At 66.6% G+C, this 18,186-nt stretch carries 15 protein-coding genes and 1 tRNA gene; 4 read left to right on the top strand and 12 right to left on the bottom strand.

Annotated features, from left to right (window positions below):
- Positions 1-23: 23 nt before the first annotated feature.
- From AAHB16_RS08320 to AAHB16_RS08305, 4 genes are all read right to left on the bottom strand, one after another.
- Positions 24-683 (bottom strand): amino acid ABC transporter permease, encoded by a 660-nt coding sequence (locus tag AAHB16_RS08320; protein WP_150370957.1) that lies wholly within the window; start codon positions 681-683, stop codon positions 24-26.
- Positions 684-801: 118 nt separating this feature from the next.
- On the bottom strand, positions 802-1,611 hold the full coding sequence (locus AAHB16_RS08315; RefSeq protein ID WP_150370956.1) for a transporter substrate-binding domain-containing protein: 810 nt from the start codon (positions 1,609-1,611) through the stop codon (positions 802-804).
- A 172-nt stretch (positions 1,612-1,783) separates the two neighbouring features.
- Positions 1,784-2,692 carry a glutamate/aspartate ABC transporter substrate-binding protein gene (locus AAHB16_RS08310; RefSeq protein WP_150370955.1) on the bottom strand — a complete coding sequence of 303 codons (909 nt, stop codon included), beginning with the start codon at positions 2,690-2,692 and terminating at the stop codon, positions 1,784-1,786.
- Positions 2,693-2,772: 80 nt separating this feature from the next.
- Entirely contained in the window at positions 2,773-4,080 is a 1,308-nt protein-coding gene (locus AAHB16_RS08305) for a D-amino acid dehydrogenase (protein WP_342050600.1), read from the bottom strand.
- Positions 4,081-4,240: 160 nt separating this feature from the next.
- Between AAHB16_RS08305 and AAHB16_RS08300 the strand changes: the two genes are divergently transcribed.
- Entirely contained in the window at positions 4,241-5,221 is a 981-nt protein-coding gene (locus AAHB16_RS08300; protein WP_342050599.1) for a LysR substrate-binding domain-containing protein, read from the top strand.
- A gap of 67 nt (positions 5,222-5,288) precedes the next feature.
- A complete protein-coding gene (locus tag AAHB16_RS08295) occupies positions 5,289-6,617 on the top strand; it encodes a hemolysin family protein (protein WP_150370952.1) in 1,329 nt (442 codons plus the stop codon).
- A 132-nt stretch (positions 6,618-6,749) separates the two neighbouring features.
- On the opposite strand, the gene AAHB16_RS08290 is transcribed toward AAHB16_RS08295, so the two are convergent.
- From AAHB16_RS08290 to AAHB16_RS08275, 4 genes are all read right to left on the bottom strand, one after another.
- Positions 6,750-6,839 (bottom strand) — tRNA-Ser (locus AAHB16_RS08290).
- Between the two features lie 101 nt (positions 6,840-6,940).
- Positions 6,941-8,254 (bottom strand): serine--tRNA ligase, encoded by a 1,314-nt coding sequence (gene serS / locus AAHB16_RS08285; RefSeq protein ID WP_150370951.1) that lies wholly within the window; start codon positions 8,252-8,254, stop codon positions 6,941-6,943.
- Between the two features lie 144 nt (positions 8,255-8,398).
- The gene (locus AAHB16_RS08280) at positions 8,399-9,772 is read right to left on the bottom strand and encodes a replication-associated recombination protein A (protein ID WP_342050598.1); all 1,374 of its coding nucleotides are present in this window, start codon (positions 9,770-9,772) and stop codon (positions 8,399-8,401) included.
- 26 nt (positions 9,773-9,798) lie between these two features.
- Entirely contained in the window at positions 9,799-10,914 is a 1,116-nt protein-coding gene (locus tag AAHB16_RS08275) for an ABC transporter ATP-binding protein (protein ID WP_446718076.1), read from the bottom strand.
- A 69-nt stretch (positions 10,915-10,983) separates the two neighbouring features.
- Between AAHB16_RS08275 and AAHB16_RS08270 the strand changes: the two genes are divergently transcribed.
- On the top strand, positions 10,984-12,648 hold the full coding sequence (locus AAHB16_RS08270; protein ID WP_150370949.1) for an ABC transporter permease: 1,665 nt from the start codon (positions 10,984-10,986) through the stop codon (positions 12,646-12,648).
- 114 nt (positions 12,649-12,762) lie between these two features.
- Positions 12,763-13,431 (top strand): hypothetical protein, encoded by a 669-nt coding sequence (locus AAHB16_RS08265; RefSeq protein WP_223851386.1) that lies wholly within the window; start codon positions 12,763-12,765, stop codon positions 13,429-13,431.
- Between the two features lie 13 nt (positions 13,432-13,444).
- Here AAHB16_RS08265 and AAHB16_RS08260 read toward each other — a convergent pair whose 3' ends face one another.
- From AAHB16_RS08260 to AAHB16_RS08245, 4 genes are all read right to left on the bottom strand, one after another.
- Positions 13,445-14,494, bottom strand: a complete 1,050-nt coding sequence (locus AAHB16_RS08260; protein ID WP_342050597.1) for a Fe(3+) ABC transporter substrate-binding protein — start codon at positions 14,492-14,494, stop codon at positions 13,445-13,447.
- Between the two features lie 77 nt (positions 14,495-14,571).
- Complete coding sequence (locus tag AAHB16_RS08255) at positions 14,572-14,994, bottom strand: hypothetical protein (protein ID WP_150370946.1); 423 nt, start codon at positions 14,992-14,994, stop codon at positions 14,572-14,574.
- A gap of 9 nt (positions 14,995-15,003) precedes the next feature.
- A complete protein-coding gene (gene lolA / locus AAHB16_RS08250; protein ID WP_150370945.1) occupies positions 15,004-15,642 on the bottom strand; it encodes an outer membrane lipoprotein chaperone LolA in 639 nt (212 codons plus the stop codon).
- Positions 15,643-15,773: 131 nt separating this feature from the next.
- The gene (locus AAHB16_RS08245) at positions 15,774-18,125 is read right to left on the bottom strand and encodes a DNA translocase FtsK (RefSeq protein ID WP_150370944.1); all 2,352 of its coding nucleotides are present in this window, start codon (positions 18,123-18,125) and stop codon (positions 15,774-15,776) included.
- Positions 18,126-18,186 lie beyond the last annotated feature (61 nt).

The raw sequence follows: 18,186 nt of genomic DNA, 5'->3' as shown, positions 1-18,186 counted from the left end.
GCGGTCCCCGCCCTCCGTTCCTGTCAGTGACGGCCCGGCAGCGACAACCGTCGCTCGAGGCCGCGCTGCAGGAACGACAACGCCGTGCTGAGCACCCAGTAGATGGCCGCAACGGCCAGATAGAGCGGCAGCGGCTGATAGGTGGCCGCGATGATTTCCTGCGCGGTGCGCAGCAGTTCCGTCACGGTGATCACCGAAACCAGCGACGTGTCCTTGATCAGGCTGATCAGGCTGTTCGAGAGACTCGGCACGGCCAGCCGCAGCGCCTGCGGGCCGACCACGTAGCGCAGCGTCTGCGCGCGCGTGAGGCCGAGGCTGTACGCCGCCATCCATTGGCCGCGCGAAATCCCGAGAATCGCGCCGCGCATGCTTTCCGACAGATACGCGCCCACGTTGAGGCTCAGCGTGAGCACGCCCGCGGGCGTGGGTTCCAGCGCGATGCCGACGCCGGGCAGGCCGTAATACACGACGAAGATCTGCACGAGCAGCGGCGTGCCGCGCATGATGCTGACGTACGTGCGCGCCATTCCGTTGAGGATCTTCGAATGGCTGATGCCCATGAGCGCGACCACCACGCCGATGGTCAGCCCGAAAATCATCGACAGCACGGCGAACTTGAGCGTGAGCAGTGCCCCCTGTAGCAGGATCGGCAACGAATCGGTGACAAGCGTGAGAGCTGACATGGGCTTGGGGGCAGAAACGGGGGACGCGCGTGGCGATTGCCGCGATCATACTCGACGCGCGGATGCAACAAGGCCCTCCCCCGCTGCCGCGATGGGAGGGCCTGCCAATCTTTGAAAATTACTTTGCGGCCTTCGTCACATCGGAGCCGAACCACTTGGTGGACAGCCTGGCGAGCGTGCCGTCCTTGCGCAGGTCGTCCAGCGCCTTGTCGATGGCCTGCGCGAACTTCGGATTGTCCTTGCGGAACGGAATCGCGACTTCCGAGCTGGCACCGGCCACGACCGCGCCCGGCCGCAGCGGCAGGTTGGCGTTCTTGATCAGGTAATTGACCATCAGACGATCGTTGAGCGCCGCATCCACGCGCTCCGAGGCCAGGTCACGCAGATACTCGGGCGCGCCCGGGTACGTCTTCACGTCGATACCGGGCACCGACTTGGCGAGGTCGTTGTAATTGCTGCCCAGGCTGACGCCGAGCTTGTGGCCCTTGAGGTCCTCGAGCGACTTGAACTCGCGCTTGTCGTCCTTGCGCTGGATCAGCTGCGCGGCCGAGTAGACGTAAGGCGTCGAGAAATCGAGCGCCTGCTTGCGCTGGGGCGTGACCGAGACCTGATTGACGATGATGTCGAACTTGCCGGCCTGCAGGCCGGCAATGATCGCGCTCCATTCGGTGGTCACGAACTCGGGCTTGACGCCGAGCTTGGCCGCCACGGCGCGCGCGACATCCACGTCGAAGCCTTCGAGCTCGTTCTTCGCGCCACGGTAGCCGAACGGGGGATAGGTGCCCTCGATGCCGATCTTCAGCACGCCGGCCTGTTTCACCGAGTCCAGCAGGTCGGCGGCACTTGCCGCCGTGGCCGTCAGCGCGGCGCCCGCGGCCAGTGCCACGGCCAGCAGGGACGAGAGCAGTCCCGTTCGAATCGATCGCATAGTTTCTCCAGTATCAGGTAGTCGTGCTGTAGTTATGGTGCGTCACAGGATCACATCGAGCCTATAACGCACGCAACACTACCGCAAACGCTATCGAAAGAGAAATAACGATCCATCATGGCTATATAACCGCCATAGCACTTTGGACCGGTTGCGGATCGCGATCGATACGTTATTGATACGCCTTGTCGTTCGGCGACGCGAACAGCGCCTTCATGTCGTCCGACAGCGGGTAGTTCAGGTTGATGCCGCGCGGGGGCACCGGCTGCATGAACCACTTGTTGTAGAGCTTCTCGGCGCGACCGCTCTTCTGCAGGTCCGCGACCACGCCATCGGCCAGCGCCTTGAACGAGGCATCGTCCTTGCGGAACATGCACGCGTAGTTCTCCACCTGCAGCGGCTCGCCCGCGACGACCCAGTCGTTCGCGTTCTTGGCCTTGGTGCGCTCGCCGTAGAGCAGCGGCTCGTCCATCACGAACGCGGCCGCGCGGCCCGTCTCGAGGATCAGGAACGACTGGCCATGATCCTTGGTGCTGATCAGGTTCATGTTCATGGCCTTCTCGCCGTTCATCTTCACGAGCAGGCGTTCGCCCGTGGTGCCGGCGGTGGTCACGACATTCTTGCCCTTGAGGTCGTCCAGCGACTTCACGCCCGAGTCCTTCTTCGTCAGCATGCGAATGCCGTAGATGAAGATGCTGTTCGAGAACGCGACCTGCTTCTGGCGCTCGAGGTTGTTGGTCGTGCTGCCGCACTCGATGTCGATGGTGCCGTTCTGCACGAGCGGAATGCGGTTCTGCGAGGTGATGGGCGTGAGCTTGACCTGCAGGTTCGGCATCTTCAGATCGGCCTTCACCTTGTCGACGATCATCATCATGATGTCCTGCGAATAGCCCATGACCTCCTTGCCGTCGGTGTAGGAGAACGGGATCGACGATTCGCGGTGACCGAGCGAGATCACGCCGGTTTCCTTGATCTTCTTGAGCGTGTCCCCATCGGCCGCTTGCGCGCCGGCGGCAACGAGGGCGAGCGCAGCGGTGACCAGCACGCGGCGCGGCAGATAAGAGGCGGGCAGTTTCTTCATGTTTCGCTCCTTGGATGAGCTTGGTTTAGTGGCACGTCGTATTACGTTTGGCACTGCAACTGCGAAAACCTTCGACATCCTCATGCGGCCAGCGCGCTGAAATCGCCGGCATCGATCGCGCTGCGGCGGCCGGCCATCGCATCGGCGAGCAGGCTCGCGCTGCCCATGGCCAGCGTGAACCCGAGCGCCCCATGGCCGATGTTGAGCCACAGGCCGCGCACGCGCGATTCGCCGATCAGCGGCAGGCCGCCCGGCGTGGCGGGACGCAAACCCGCCCACGGCTGCAACGCCGCCGTATCGTCCGCGCCCCCGATGCCGAACACGGCCTGCGTCTGTGCGGCCAGTGCCGCGACGCGTTCGTCGTCGATGGTCGGGCCGCCGCGCACGAGGTCCGCCATGCCGGCCACGCGCAGCGTGTTGCCGATACGCGCGTAGACGATCTTGTTCGCAAAGTCCGTCACGCTGACGTGCGGCGCGCGCACGCCGTCCGCGATCGGCACCGTGATGCTGTAACCCTTGAGCGGCCAGAGCATCGGCCGCAGTCCCGTCGGCCGGAGCAGCGGCACGCTGCCGATGCCGCCGGCGACCACTACCGCATCGGCATCGATCGCGCGCTCGGCCTCGCCATTGGCGATCAGCACGCCGGTGACCCGCCCGAGGTCGCGCTTGAGACCGGTCACGCGGGTGCCGAAGCGCAGCTGCACGTCGGGCCTCCCTTGCAGCAATCGGGCCAGCGCCACGCAGAACCGATGGCAATCGCCCACTTCCTCGCTCGGCGTATGGATCGCGCCCGCGATATCGCCGCGGATGCGTTCCAGCGCCGGTTCCAGCGCGACGCAGGCATCGCGGTCGAGCGCGATCTGCTCGCAGCCCAGGCTCGCCTGATAATCGAGCAGCCGGCGCGCGGCATCGAATGCCGCCTTGTCGCGGTGCACGATCAGCTTGCCGCGCCGCGCAAAATCGAATCCGCCGCCGAGCACATGGCCCAGCGCATTCTCGTTCCGTGCTTCCTCGCCATGCACGAACGCCTGCATCAGATCGCGCGAATGAAACGCCAGGCGCAGCAGCTTGCGCGTGGTCGCATCGCTGGTGCCCGCATTGCAGGCCCGCGCGAACGCCAGCAGCCAGCGCCACTGCGCGGGATCCGCGCTGGGCCGGAAGCGCATCGGCGAATCGCGCCGCAGCAGCCAGCCCGGCACCTTCGACAGCACGCCCGGCCCCGCCAGCGGCGCCACGTAGCTGTAGCTGAGCTGACCGCCGTTGGCAAAGCTCGTTTCCTCGCCGGGGCCGTCGCGGCGCTCGAGCACGGTTACCGCGTGCCCTTCATTGGCCAGCCGCCACGCGGTGGTCATGCCGACCACGCCCGCTCCCACGATCGCTACATGCATTGCCGGCCGAACCCTTCTTTCCCAAGACGATGGGCCAGAGCGTATGCCACGCCGCGCGGCTTGCCCAATGCGAATACGTGCCAGAATATGTCCTCAGGCTATGGATACCCGCTACCGGGGTTTTCCCGCACCAAAACCGAAAGACTTCCGCACCACGACGATGCGTCTGCGCCAGATCGAAGTGTTCCGCGCCGTGATGCTGACGGGCACCGTCAGCGAGGCCGCGCGCCTGCTCCACGTTTCCCAGCCCGTGGTCACGCGCGTGCTGCAGCATGCCGAGGCCTCGCTGGGCTTCCGCCTGTTCGAACGCGTGCGCGGCCGGCTGCAGCCCACGCCCGAGGCCGTGGCGCTCTACGGCGATGTCGAAAGGCTATATGGCGAGGTGGAGCGCGTGCGGCGCGTCTCGGAGAGCCTGCGGCACAAGGGCGCCGGACGGCTGCGCGTGGCGGCCACGCCGAGCCTGGCCAATCCGCTGCTGGTTCCCGCCGTGCGACGCTTCTGCGCGCGGCATCCGGAGACGCAGGTGCAGGTGCTCACGCACCATACGGACGAGATCGTCGATGCGCTGCTGTCGAACCAGATCGATGTCGGCTTTGCCTATGCGCCGCCGCGGCACGAGGCCATCGCGAGCGAGCCCGTGGCCGCGGGCCGCATGCTGCTGGCCGTGCCGCGCGCGCAGCCGCTCGTGCCCGAGAAAGCCACGGGCGGCACCGGCGGCCGCGTCGGCAAGGCCAGAGCGGCGCTGGCCATGCAACGGCTGATGGACCGCCCATTCATCGGGCACGACGACAATACGTCGCTGGGCCTGCTCGTACGCCAGACGCTCGCGCGCCATGCGCTGGAGCCGCATGCCACGCTCGAGGTGCAGACCTACTCGCTGGCGCTGTCGCTCGTCGATGCGGGACTGGGCATCAGCCTGCTGGACCAGTTCACGGCGCTGACGGCCGATGCGTCGCGCGTGATGCTGCACGACATCGCGCCGGCGCTGCCGTTCGAAGTGCAGTTGCTGCGCGCGAGCCATCGGGCCACGTCGAGCCTCGTCGACGATATGCGCGTGCAGTTCGCAGAGGCGGCCGAGGCGATATCGGCCACACTGGCGTCGCGGCTGGATGCGCCGGTCGTCAACTTCGATTCACACTGACAAGCGCGCATTGACAGCGCGATGGCCGCTGCACCATTATCGATCACATACCGTTCGTGGCGTTCTTATGTTTGTTCTGACCCTCCTCCTGCTCGTGGCGATCAGCGCGTTCTTCTCGGTTTCCGAGATCGCGCTCACGGCCGCGCGCCGCACCAAGCTCCAGACCATGTCCGAGCGGGGCGACCTGCGCGCGACCAAGGTCATGCTGCTCAAGGAAGAGCCCGGCAATTTCTTCACGATCGTGCAGATCGGCGTGAACAGCGTCGCGATCCTGGCCGGTATTCTCGGCGAGAAGCATGTATCGGATCTGGCCTATGAGGCGTTGCTGCCCTACCTCAGCGTCGATCATGCCCAGCGCGTGGCCAATATCGGCTCGTTCCTGATCGTCACGCTGCTGTTCATCCAGTTTGCCGACCTGATTCCCAAGCGCATCGCGATGACGTTCCCGGAAGCGTGCGCGGTCAGCGTGATCGGCCCGATCCTGACGCTGCTCAAGGTACTGAAGCCGCTAGTCTGGATCTTCAACGGCGCCGCCGACGCGATGCTGCGGTTGCTGGGCCTGCCGACCAAGCCCGTCGACCAGATCACCACCGAGGACATCGCGGCGATGGTCGATGCCGGCGCGGAAGCCGGCGTGCTGCGCAAGCACGAGCTGCATCTGATCGAGAACGTGTTCGAACTCGACTCCAAGGGCATTCCCGCGATCATGACGCCGCGCGACGACGTCGTGTACCTGACCCTCGCCGAGACCGCCGAGAGCGTACGGCGCAAGCTCGTGACCCAGCCCCATGCGCAATATCCGGTCTGCGGACAGGATCTGGACGACGTGCTCGGCTATATCGACTCGAAGGACATCCTGCAGCAGCTGCTCGCGAACGAGAGCGCGGCCGTGCTCGCCGACATCGGCCAGCACTACGACAAGAACGTGCTCGTGGTGCCCGATACGCTCACGCTCTCGGAAGCGCTTACGCGCTTTCGCGAGATGCACGAGAACTTTGCGGTGGTCATGAACGAGTACGGGCTCGTGGTGGGCGTGGTCACGCTCGACGACCTCGTCGGCGCGCTGATGGGGGACATTCTGTACTCGACCGAGGACGAACAGATCGTGCGCCGCGACGATTCGTCGTGGCTCGTCGATGGCCTGACGCCGATCGTCGACCTGAAGAAGGCACTCGAACTCGATACGCTGCCCGGCGAGGATTACGTGGATACGGCGGCGGGGCTGGTGATCTACGCGCTCAAGCGGATTCCGAAGAAATCGGAGTCGCTCACGGTGGCGGGCTTCCGCTTCGAGGTGCTCGATATCGACCATCACAAGATCGACCAGCTGCTGGTGTCGAAGCTGCCCGCGGAGGCGGACACGCCGCTGCCGCCGGCGGAGGGGTTCGGCGAGTAGGGACGCGGAAAACCGGCGGCACAAAACCGGCGGCACAAAAATAAAACCGACGGCTGCTTGCGCAGGCGTCGGTTCGAGATTTACTACGTTTGGGCCTTGCTGGTGGTCGAATCTTGCAGCAGGTTTTTATTTTGGCGGAGAGGGTGGGATTCGAACCCACGGTACCGTTGCCGGTACGCCTGATTTCGAGTCAGGTACATTCGACCACTCTGCCACCTCTCCGGTAACTTTCAGCGGTAACTTGGTCGCTTCGTGTTTCCAGCGAAACCGCGATTATAGCGATATCCCCGCAGGGAATGCAAGCCCCCCCGATCGCATCCTCTTTATGCTTCCGGAACCAGTCGCGTCACGCCGCCCATATACGGCTGCAGCGCGGCCGGCACGGTGACCGAACCATCGGCGTTCTGGTAGTTCTCGAGAATGGCCACGAGCGTGCGGCCGACCGCCAGGCCGGAGCCGTTGAGCGTGTGCAGCAGCTCGGGCTTGCCCTGGCCCACCTTGTAGCGGGCGCCCATGCGGCGGGCCTGGAAGTCGCCCATGTTCGAGCACGAGCTGATCTCGCGGTACGTGTTCTGCGCCGGGATCCACACCTCGATATCGTAGGTCTTCGTGCTGCCGAAGCCCATGTCGCCCGTGCACAGCACGATCGTCCGGAACGGCAGTTCGAGCTTGCGCAGGATCGCCTCGGCATGGCCGGTCAGCTGCTCGAGCGTGTCCATCGATTGCTCGGGCTCCACCACGTGCACGAGCTCGACCTTGTCGAACTGATGCTGGCGGATCATGCCGCGCGTGTCCTTGCCGTACGCGCCCGCTTCCGAACGGAAGCACGGCGTATGCGCGACGAAGCGCAGCGGCAGCGTATCGCCCGCGACGATGGTATCGCGCACGATGTTCGTGAGCGGCACTTCGGCCGTGGGAATCAGGTAGAAATTCTCGGTGCGGCCCTGACCGTCCTCGCCCTCGCCGCCCATCTTGCGCGGCACCTTGAACAGGTCTTCCTCGAACTTCGGCAGCTGGCCCGTCCCGCGCATCGATGCCGCGTTGACGATATACGGCACGTACGTCTCGGTGTAGCCGTGCTCGAGCGTATGCGTGTCCAGCATCAGCTGGACCAGCGCGCGGTGCATGCGGGCCACGCCGCCGCGCAGCATCGTGAAGCGCGCACCGGTGACCTTGCTCGCGGTCTCGAAGTCGAGGCCGATCTTCGCGCCGACATCCACGTGGTCGCGCACCTCGAAGTCGAACTCGCGCGGGGTGCCCACGCGGCGGACCTCGACGTTCTCGGTCTCGTCCTTGCCGACCGGCACGCTTTCGTGCGGCAGGTTCGGAATGGACATCATCGTGTCCTGCATCTGCGACTGGATCTCGGCCAGGCGCGCGGCCGAGGCGGTCAGCTTGTCGCCGATGCCGCCCACTTCCGCCATCACGGCCGAGGCGTCTTCGCCCTTGCCCTTGAGCATGCCGATCTGCTTGGAAAGGCTGTTGCGGCGCGCCTGCAGATCCTCGGTCTGGGTCTGCAACTGCTTGCGTTCGGCTTCCAGTGCCTGGAACGCCGCCACGTCGAGGGAATAGCCGCGCGTGGCGAGGCGTTGCGCCACGGCGTCGATGTCTTTGCGGAACAGCTGGATGTCGAGCATGTTGCGATGTGAGATGTGCTGAATTCGGCAATCTGCCGGAGAACGGGACATTTTACTGCACGGACGGGGCACACCACCGGGCAAATTGACGGCAATTCCCCGTGGCAATTCCCCCGTGGCAATCCCGCTGGAGCACCGGTCGGGCTAGCCCTCGCCCTTCTTTCCCTTGCGCTCGCGGTGCCAGGCCTCGTCGAGCTCGCGCAGATGCCGCAGCTTCTCCCCGATCTTGCCCTCGAGCCCGCGCGGCGTGGGCCGGTACCAGTTCTGGTCGGCCAGATCGTCGGGCAGGTAATGCTCGCCGGCCGCGTACGCTTCCGGCTCGTCGTGCGCGTAGCGATACGCGTGGCCGTACCCAAGCTCCTTCATCAGGCGCGTGGGCGCGTTGCGCAGATGCACGGGCACCTGCCGCGACTTGTCCTTGGACACGAACGCCCGCGCGGCGTTGTACGCGTTGTAGCCCGCGTTGGACTTGGGCGCCACGGCGAGATACAGCAGCGCCTGCGCGAGCGCGAGTTCGCCCTCGGGCGAGCCGAGCCGCTCGTACGTTTCCGCGGCGTCGAGCGTGATGCGCGCCGCGCGCGGATCGGCCAGGCCGATGTCTTCCCATGCCATGCGCACGATGCGGCGGGCCAGATAGCGCGGGTCCGCGCCGCCGTCGAGCATGCGGCAGAACCAGTACAGCGTGCCGTCGGGGTCCGAGCCGCGCACGGACTTGTGCAGCGCGCTGATCTGGTCGTAGAACGCGTCGCCGCCCTTGTCGAAGCGGCGCAGGTTCTCCGCCAGCGCACTGCCGAGCAGCGCCGTGTCGATGCGCGCCTGCTTCGCGTTGCGCGCCGCGCGCGCGACGATCTCGATATTGTTGAGCAGCTTGCGGCCGTCGCCATCGGCGGATTGCACGATGAGCTGCAGGGCATTGCCCTCGCCCTCGTCATCCCATTCGAGCGGGGGCTCGCCTTCCGGCGCGGAGGCATTGAGCTCATCGGTGGCACGGCGCACGAGCGCGGTCAGGTCGGCCTCGTCGAGGCTCCGGAGCACGTAGACGGCCGCGCGCGACAGCAGTGCGCCGTTGACCTCGAACGACGGATTCTCGGTGGTCGCACCGATAAACGTGAACAGCCCGCTTTCCACGTGCGGCAGGAAGGCGTCCTGCTGGCTCTTGTTGAAACGGTGCACCTCATCGACGAACACGAGCGTGCGCCGGCCGTGCATGCGGTACTGCTCGGCGCGCTCGACGGCCTCGCGGATGTCCTTGACGCCCGACAGCACGGCCGACAGCGCGATGAACTCGGCATCGAACGCATTGGCCATGAGCCGCGCGAGCGTGGTCTTGCCGACGCCGGGCGGACCCCACAGGATCATCGAATGCGGCTCGCCCGATTCGAACGCCACACGCAGCGGCTTGCCCGCGCCGAGCAAGTGCTGCTGGCCGATCACCTCGTCGATGGTGCGCGGCCGCAGGCGCTCGGCCAGCGGTTGCCTGGAACGGTCGGGGGGGTCAGAAAACAGCGAGTCCGCCACGGTCAGTATTGCTCGTTAGGTAAGCATCAGAGTGTAGACGATCGCGGGAAGGCCACCACGTCATCGGCTTCCAGCCGCAGGCCGAGGGGCGCGCCGACCGGCAGGTCGTGGTGCGACGGGACCAGCGCGAGCACGCGGCTGGTGTCCGCGAGTTCCACCGTGTAGAGGATGCTGGCCCCGCGAAACGCCCGGTCGCGGACGCGGCCTCGCAACGGGCTGCCGTCGTCGTACACGAGGTCGTCGGGGCGGATCAGCACATCCACGCCCGCGCCATCGGCAAGCGCCAGCGGATTGCGCCACGGCAGCGTGCCGATGCTCAGCGCGATCTCGCCCGGCGCGCGCACGCGGCCCGGCAGCAGCACGCCCTGCCCGACAAACCCCGCCACGAAGCGCGTGGCCGGCTGGTGATAGAGCGCGTGCGCATCGCCCCACTGTTCGATCCTGCCGCCGTGCATGACGCCGATTTCGTCGGCCATCGCAAACGCCTCGTGCTGGTCGTGCGTGACGAGAATGGCCGTGGCACCCTGCGCGCGCAGGATATCGCGCACCTCCTGCCCGAGCCGCTCGCGCAGGTCGATATCGAGGTTGGAGAACGGTTCGTCGAGCAGCAGCAACGCGGGCCGCGGCGCCAGCGCGCGGGCCAGCGCCACGCGCTGCTGCTGGCCGCCCGACAGCTCGTGCGGATAACGGCCGCCCGCGTCGTGCAGGCCCACGAGCGCCAGCATCTCGCGCACGCGCGCCGCACGCGTGGCGCGGTCGTCGCCGACGAGGCCGAAGCCCACGTTGGCGGCGATATCGAGGTGCGGAAACAGCGCGTAGTCCTGGAACACCATGCCGATGCGCCGCTGCTCGGGCGGCAGGCCGCGGCCGGCCGACGAAACCACCTCGCCATCGAGGCGAATCTCTCCGCCGCGCAGGGTCTCGAACCCCGCGATCGCGCGCAACACGGTGGTCTTGCCGCAGCCGCTCGGGCCGAGCAGGCACGCGATGGTGCCGCGCGCGAGCGAGAACGACAGGCCATCGACGACGGTGTGGCGGCCGAACCCGTGGACGATGCGATCGAGTTCGACGACGGGCCGCGCCGGTGCGATGGCGGGGTGCGATGCCATGGCGATGGCGGGGTCGGAAAGATCGGTGCGCATGCCGGAGATTATAAGGAGCCACGACGCTAGAATGCGCGAATCCCGACGCTTTGCCGTTCCGGCTCTCCCATGCTCCTGCTCGACCGCCACCGCCGACGCTTCCTGCCTCCGCCGCTGACCACGGTCGCATGCCTGATGGCGTTGCTGATCGTCATTCCGCTGGGCGTGGTGGCCGCGAGCGTGCTCGCACCGGCCACCGACACATGGCGGCATCTCGTCGAGACGGTGCTGGCCGAGTACATCGGCAATACGCTGGTGCTGCTGGCCGGCGTCATGGCGGGCGTGCTGCTGATCGGCGTCCCCACGGCCTGGCTGACCGCGATGTGCCGCTTTCCGGGACGCGGCCTGATGGAGTGGGCGCTGGTACTGCCGCTCGCGATGCCCGCCTATGTCATCGCGTACGCCTATACCGACGCGCTCCAGTTCGCGGGGCCCGTACAGACGTGGCTGCGCGAGGTCACCGGCTGGCGCGCGCGCGAATACTGGTTTCCCGATATCCGCTCGATCGGCGGCGCGATCGTGCTGTTCACGCTCGTGCTCTATCCCTACGTCTACCTGACCGCGCGCGCCGCGTTCCTGCAACAGGGTGCCAGCGCGCTCGAGGCCGCGCGCCTGCTCGGCCATGGCCCATGGCGCGTGGCATGGCACGTCACGCTGCCGCTCGCGTGGCCCGGCATTCTCGCGGGCACGGTCCTCGCGCTCATGGAAACGCTCGCGGACTTCGGCACCGTCGCGTACTTCGGCATCCCGACATTCTCGACCGGCATCTTCCGCGCGTGGTTCTCGCTTGGCGACAAGCTGGCCGCCGCGCAGCTGTCGGCCTGCCTGATGCTGTTCGTGATCGGCATTCTCTGGCTCGAACGCATGAACCGCGGCCGCGCGAAGGTTCACGACGATGCGCGTGCCGGCCACCGGCGTCCGCAGGCGCGCACGCTCGCGGGCTGGCATGGCTGGCTCGCGACGGGCGTCTGCGCGCTGCCCGTGCTGCTGGGCTTTCTGATCCCCGCGCTGATGCTGTGCCGCATGGCGTTCGCCGAGGGAGACGCACAGTTCGGTCCGCGCTTTATCGCGCTCGTGCGCAACAGCTTTACGCTCGCAAGCGTGACGGCCGCGGCCGCGGTGCTCGTGGCACTGGCCATCGGCTACGCGGGACGCGGCGCGCCCGGCGGACTGCGCGCGCGCTTCGTGCGCATGCTTACGCGGCTTTGCGGCATGGGCTACGCGCTGCCGGGATCCGTGATCGCCGTGGGCGTGCTCGTGCCCGTGGCGCGCCTCGACAACGCGCTGGCCGACTGGCTGCAGCGGCATCTCGACCTGTCGGTCGGCCTGCTGCTGACGGGCGGCATGACCGCGCTCGTCTACGCGTACCTCGTGCGATTCCTGGGCGTGGCGCTGCAGTCGGTCAATGCGGGACTGGCGCGCATCACGCCGGCCATGGACAGCGCGGCGCGCAGCCTCGGACACGGCCCGGCCGCGACGCTGCGGCGCGTCCATGCGCCGATGCTGCGCGGCAGCCTGCTCACCGCCGCGCTGATCGTGTTCGTCGACGTCATGAAGGAATTGCCCGCGACGTTCGTGATGCGGCCGTTCAATTTCGACACGCTGGCCGTGCAGGCGTACAACCTCGCCGCCGACGAGCGGCTGGCCGAGGCGGCCACCGCTTCCCTCGTCATCGTCGCGGTGGGCATCCTCCCTGTGATCCTGCTGTCACGCGCGATCAGGGTAAACACTTAGCTAAAGTTTCCCCGGCAGATGCCGACAACCGCCAATGGCCCCTGTCTTCACGCGCGGCCACGAGCAGGTATTTTTCGGCTATTCCGTTCGAGGGTATTTATGCTGCGTTACCGCATGTTGTTGTTCAAGACTTCCAGGCTGGCGGCGAAGAACAAGCTGAGCAATGTGGAGGAGATTTCGCTGGCCGGCCAGTTCGCCGAGCTGATGGAGTCGCAGGACGACGCGGACCGGGTCATCGCGGATCTGATCGACAGCGACAACCCGCAGATGCGCCGTATCGGCCTGCATGCGATTCGCCGCGGACGCCGTTTCGGCGGCCGCATGCTCATGCCGGCGCTGCTGCGGCGCCTGCAGGACGTCGAGGGCTGGCTGCGCCACGATGCCGTGTGGATCGTGCAGGAAGCCGCGCTCGATGGCGGCGAACTGCGTGCGGCGCTGCGTCGCGTGGCCGGCAACGTGCGCCTGCCGCAGGATGCCGTGCGCGCGCGTGCGAACCCCGGCGATGCGATGCTCCAGGCCGCCGTGCGCGCGCGGCAGGCGCTCGACGTGCTGATCGCGAAGTCGGCCGCGGAAACCAATGCCGCGCTCGCCGCGGGCGGCGGGCTCGCGGGCGCCACCGACGGCAAGCCCTATGAGCAGGGCTCGGTCGGCCATATCGGCGCCGTCCATCGCCAGCTGCAGAAACGCATGGCCAAGCGCAAGCTCACGAGCAGCACGCGCCTGAAATTCCGGAAGGTCGAGACCCAGTACCCGCCCAACGACAATCGCCGCTTCCTGCTCTGAGCGGGATGCTGGATTAGCGGTAGCCGGCCTTGTCGACGAGCTTCTGCGCTTCCGGCTGGTACTTGCCGAGTTCGGCGACGCCGATCCTGTCGGCCTTGAACGTGCCGAGCGACTCGAGCGCCGGGTTCGCGATCTTCACGCTCGGCACCACGGGCCACTCGTTGTTGCCATCGGCGAAGTAAGCCTGTGCTTCGTCGCTGGCCAGGTACTCGAGGAACTTCACCGCGGCTTCCTTGTTCGGCGCATGCTTGAGCATGCCGCCGCCGGAAATGTTCATGTGCACGCCCTGGCTCGACTGGTTCGGCCACACCACGCCGAGCTTTTCGGAGACGGCCTTGTCTTCGGGCTTCGTCGATTTGAGCAGGCGTGCGATGTAGTACGTGTTGGAGATCGCGACATCGCACTCGCCGGCCGCAACGGCCTTGAGCTGATCGGTATCGCCGCCCTTGGGCGCGCGCGCGAGGTTGCCCGCGACGCCACGCGCCCACGCTTCGGTCTTCGCCTCGCCATCGTGCGCGATCAGGCTCGATACCAGCGACAGGTTATAGACATGGCCGCTCGACCGCGTGCACACCTTGCCCTTCCATTTCGGATCGGCAAGGTCCTCATAGCGCGTGATATCGCCAGGCTTCACGGCGGTCTTGTTGTACGCGATGACGCGCGCGCGGGCCGAGAAACCGAACCATTCGCCGGCGGGGTCGCGATAGTTGGCGGGAATGCGGGACTCCAGCACCTTCGATTTCACGGGGGCGAAGACGCCGGCCTGCTGCGCGCGCCAGAGCCGTCCGATATCGACGGTGATGAACACGTCGGCGGGACTGTTGGCGCCTTCGTTGCGGATGCGCTCGAGCAGCGGATCTTCCTGGCCCTCGATGCGGTTGATCTTGATGCCGGTCTGTCGCGTGAAGTTGTTGTACAGCGACTCGTCGGTCTGATAGTGGCGCGCGGTGTACAGATTGAGCACCTTTTCCTGAGCGACTGCCTGTGCAGGCAGGCCCATGGAAATACTCAGCAACGCGGCCGCCGCGGCCACCACAGCCGCCCTTCCCCCTAGCTTCGTCATCGTCTTCTCCGTGAACGGATGTCAGCCGATGACGATAATCATTCGCATCAAGGGGGTCAAATTACAAATTTGTCATGTCAGCCCCTGGCGCGCTCGGCCAGCGTCTTCATCGCATCGGCCGGCAGCGGACCATGGCAGCTGCGCTCGCCCCCCGTTTCACTGACGATCAGCCACACCTTGTCGGGCGTGCCGGCCGGATGCAGCAGCCACGCGGGGCGCAGGCCCGTGGGCGGCAGGTCCTCGAGCGCGCCGCTGGTCGGCGATTGCAGCAGCGTCGCGCACTCGGTCGTGGAGACACGCGTGGCCTTGAGGAAGTCGGCATTGCCGATGACCTCGGGCAGCGCGGTGTCCGAACCGCGCAGAAAGGCGTCGACGTCGAAATGACGGCTGCTGCCGGGCGCGGCGCAGCCCGACATCAGCGTGGCGGCACCGAGCGCGGCCAGCGTCGCCGCCGTGCTCAGCGAGACAAAGGGCAGGTAACGAATGGAGGCGTGGGACATCGATCGACCTTATTGCTTCATGACATCGGCGCCCTTCGGCACCGCGAACCGGAACGTGTCCGCCGGCAGCGAAGGATTCTTCTGGATATTCGTGAACGTGAGCAGCGTGGTATTGCCGAACGCGTCGCGCAGTTCCATGGCCTCCAGATTACCCCCCTTGAAACCGATGCCGATGCGTTCGAACTGCGTGTCCTTCGACTTCGGCGTCAGCTCGAGCCACTCGATACCGTCGCGCGTCGGGCCATTGGCGACATTGAAGTTCTTCTCGAAGTCGTTGCTGCCGAACAGGATCGCCGCGGGGCTCGAACCCAGCGCGCCATCGAGCTTGCGCTCGGTCACCTGGTTCAGGTCCTTGTCGTAGATGTACAGCGTCTGGCCGTCGGCCTGCAGCAGCTGGTCGTAGGGCTTGGTATAGCGCCAGACGAACTTGCCGGGCCGCGCGAACGTGAAGGTCCCGCTCGACTGGCCGGCCACCTTGAGGATATCGCCCTGCCCCTTGACCTGCTTCTGCGTGAATTCGCCGCGCGCGCTCTTCACGCTCGACACGAAGCTCTGCAGCTGGTCGGTGGCGGCAGCATGGGCGGCAGGCGTCATGACCAGCATGGTCGTCACTGCCGCGACGGTGGACGCAAAAACGCGAAATCGCATGAGTCTATTTCCTTTCCCTGGGGTCTGTCCGGTCTGTCCGGTCTGTCCGGTGTCTGTCCGATTAGAGCGCGGCGCGGCCGGGGGATTCCCGGCCAGCCTGTGACGGACGTAACAGCGCGTTAGCCGGCCGACTACTCGTCGTCGCGGGCGCCGGCACCCGCACCGGCGGCACCGCCCTGTACGAGGATGTCGCGATTGCCGTTGCCCGACATCGCCGAGACCAGCCCGGCCTTTTCCATGTCTTCCAGCAGCCGCGCGGCGCGGTTGTAGCCGATGCGCAGGTGCCGCTGTACGAGCGAGATGGACGCGCGGCGGTTCTTGATCACGACCTCGACGGCCTGGTCGTAGAGCGGATCGGCCTCGGCACCGCCACCACCGATACCGGCGCCGCCGCCCAGGCTGTCGCCGGCGCCATCGCCATCGACGAGCCCGCCCTCGAGAATGCCCTCGATATAGTTGGGCTCGCCCGCTTCCTTGAGCTTGTCCACCACGCGGTGCACTTCATCGTCGGAGACGAACGCGCCATGGACGCGGATGGGCAGGCCCGTGCCCGGCGCGAGGTACAGCATGTCACCCATGCCCAGCAGCGCTTCCGCGCCCTGCTGGTCGAGGATCGTGCGCGAGTCGATCTTGCTGCTGACCTGGAACGCGATACGCGTGGGCACGTTGGCCTTGATCAGGCCCGTGATCACGTCCACCGACGGCCGCTGCGTGGCCAGCACGAGGTGCAGGCCCGCGGCGCGCGCCTTCTGCGCGATACGCGCGATCAGTTCCTCGACCTTCTTGCCGACGACCATCATCAGGTCGGCCAGCTCGTCGATGACGATCACGATCATCGGCAGCTTCTCGAGCGGCTCCGGCGCGTCCGGCGTCAGGCTGAACGGATTCGGAATCTTCTCTTCCTTCGCGGCCGCTTCCTCGATCTTCTTGTTGTAGCCGGCGAGGTTGCGCACGCCGAGCTTGCTCATGAGCTTGTAGCGGCGCTCCATCTCGCCGACGGCCCAGTTCAGCGCGTTGCCGGCCTGGCGCATGTCGGTGACCACGGGGCACAGCAGATGCGGAATGCCTTCGTAGACGCTCATTTCGAGCATCTTCGGGTCGATCAGGATCAGCCGCACGCTCTCGGCCTTGGCCTTGTAGAGCAGCGACAGGATCATCGCGTTGATCCCCACCGACTTGCCCGAGCCCGTCGTGCCGGCCACCATGCAGTGCGGCATCCTGGCCAGGTCGGCCACCATCGGCTTGCCGGCGATGTCCTTGCCGAGCGCCATCGTCAGCGCCGACGCGCTCTCGTTGTACACCTGCGAGCCGAGGATCTCCGACAGGCGCACGGTCTGCCTCTTGGGATTCGGCAGCTCCAGCCCCATGTAGTTCTTGCCCGGAATCGTCTCCACGACCCGGATCGAGACCAGCGACAGCGAGCGCGCGAGATCGCGCGCGAGGTTCACCACCTGGCTGCCCTTGACGCCCGTGGCCGGCTCGATCTCGTAACGCGTGATGACGGGGCCCGGGTAGGCGGCCACGACCTTGACCTCGACGCCGAAGTCCTTGAGCTTCTTCTCGATCAGGCGCGACGTGAACTCGAGCGTTTCCGCGCTGACGGTTTCCTGATGCGCGGGAATCGGATCGAGCAGCGACAGCGGCGGCAGGTCGGAGTCCTGGATGTCGGCGAACAGCGGCTGCTGCTTTTCGCGCTCCACGCGCTCGTGCTTGGGCACGGCCTGCGGGCGCACGATCTGCACGGGCGTGGCTTCCTCGATGCGCACGCGCTGGACCTCGACGGTCTCGGTGCGCTCGACCTTGGCGGCCTCGCCGATGATGCGGTCCTGCTTGCTTTCGCGGCGCGCCTTGAAGCCGAGGAACAGCGACTCGACGAACCCGCCGACGTGTTCGGCCACGGAGAGCCACGAGAAATGGAAGAACAGCGACAGACCGATCGCGAACATCGTCAGCAGCAGCAGCGTCGCGCCGGAGAAGCCGAGCGCGATCTGCAGCCAGCCGCCGAGCAGGTCGCCGAGCACGCCGCCCGGCGCGCGCGGCAGCGCCGCGCGCAGCGGATACATGCGGATGGCCTCGAGGCCCATGCTCGATACCAGCGTGAGCGTGAAGCCGATCCAGCTGACCGCGGCGCTGCCCTCGCCGGCATCGGCGTGCGCGCGTTCGGGGAGTTCGGCCGTCAGCGTGCGCCAGCCGCGCCAGCAGCGGCGCAGAAGCAGCACGCTCCACCAGTAGGCGGAGAAGCCGAAGATGAAGAACAGCACATCGGCCAGCCAGGCGCCGACGCGGCCGCCGAGATTGTGGATATCGGCCACCTGGTTGGCGTGGGACCAGCCGGGGTCCGCCTTGCTGTAGCTGGCCAGCACGCAGAGGAAACCCAGCGTGACGGCTAGCAGCAGGAACCAGCGTACTTCGCCGAGCAGCTTGCCGATGCGGGAAGGCAGCGCGGACGGGTCGGTACGGGTTGTCGTGGTAGCTCGGGCCATGCAGGAGACGGAGTGCCGAATGTGGACGATGGCGGCCATTTTACCCTCGCCGGCGGCTATC

It is taken from the genome of Cupriavidus sp. OTU4054 (assembly GCF_038440175.1).
GTDB classification, from domain to species: domain Bacteria; phylum Pseudomonadota; class Gammaproteobacteria; order Burkholderiales; family Burkholderiaceae; genus Cupriavidus; species Cupriavidus pauculus_D.
Note: the sequence above shows the minus strand (reverse complement) of the source record. Positions and strands in the feature narration are given on the sequence as shown.

Excerpts from the sequence above, each read along its gene's own strand:
- AAHB16_RS08255 (WP_150370946.1), bottom strand. The coding sequence starts at position 14,994 with ATGTCCCACGCCTCCATTCGTTACCTGCCCTTTGTCTCGCTGAGCACG.
- AAHB16_RS08320 (WP_150370957.1), bottom strand. The coding sequence starts at position 683 with ATGTCAGCTCTCACGCTTGTCACCGATTCGTTGCCGATCCTGCTACAG.
- AAHB16_RS08260 (WP_342050597.1), bottom strand. The coding sequence starts at position 14,494 with ATGACGAAGCTAGGGGGAAGGGCGGCTGTGGTGGCCGCGGCGGCCGCG.
- serS (WP_150370951.1), bottom strand. The coding sequence starts at position 8,254 with ATGCTCGACATCCAGCTGTTCCGCAAAGACATCGACGCCGTGGCGCAA.
- AAHB16_RS08270 (WP_150370949.1), top strand. The coding sequence starts at position 10,984 with ATGCTCCTGCTCGACCGCCACCGCCGACGCTTCCTGCCTCCGCCGCTG.
- AAHB16_RS08275 (WP_446718076.1), bottom strand. The coding sequence starts at position 10,914 with ATGCGCACCGATCTTTCCGACCCCGCCATCGCCATGGCATCGCACCCC.
- AAHB16_RS08245 (WP_150370944.1), bottom strand. The coding sequence starts at position 18,125 with ATGGCCCGAGCTACCACGACAACCCGTACCGACCCGTCCGCGCTGCCT.
- lolA (WP_150370945.1), bottom strand. The coding sequence starts at position 15,642 with ATGCGATTTCGCGTTTTTGCGTCCACCGTCGCGGCAGTGACGACCATG.
- AAHB16_RS08310 (WP_150370955.1), bottom strand. The coding sequence starts at position 2,692 with ATGAAGAAACTGCCCGCCTCTTATCTGCCGCGCCGCGTGCTGGTCACC.
- AAHB16_RS08295 (WP_150370952.1), top strand. The coding sequence starts at position 5,289 with ATGTTTGTTCTGACCCTCCTCCTGCTCGTGGCGATCAGCGCGTTCTTC.
- AAHB16_RS08300 (WP_342050599.1), top strand. The coding sequence starts at position 4,241 with ATGCGTCTGCGCCAGATCGAAGTGTTCCGCGCCGTGATGCTGACGGGC.
- AAHB16_RS08305 (WP_342050600.1), bottom strand. The coding sequence starts at position 4,080 with ATGCATGTAGCGATCGTGGGAGCGGGCGTGGTCGGCATGACCACCGCG.
- AAHB16_RS08265 (WP_223851386.1), top strand. The coding sequence starts at position 12,763 with ATGTTGTTGTTCAAGACTTCCAGGCTGGCGGCGAAGAACAAGCTGAGC.
- AAHB16_RS08315 (WP_150370956.1), bottom strand. The coding sequence starts at position 1,611 with ATGCGATCGATTCGAACGGGACTGCTCTCGTCCCTGCTGGCCGTGGCA.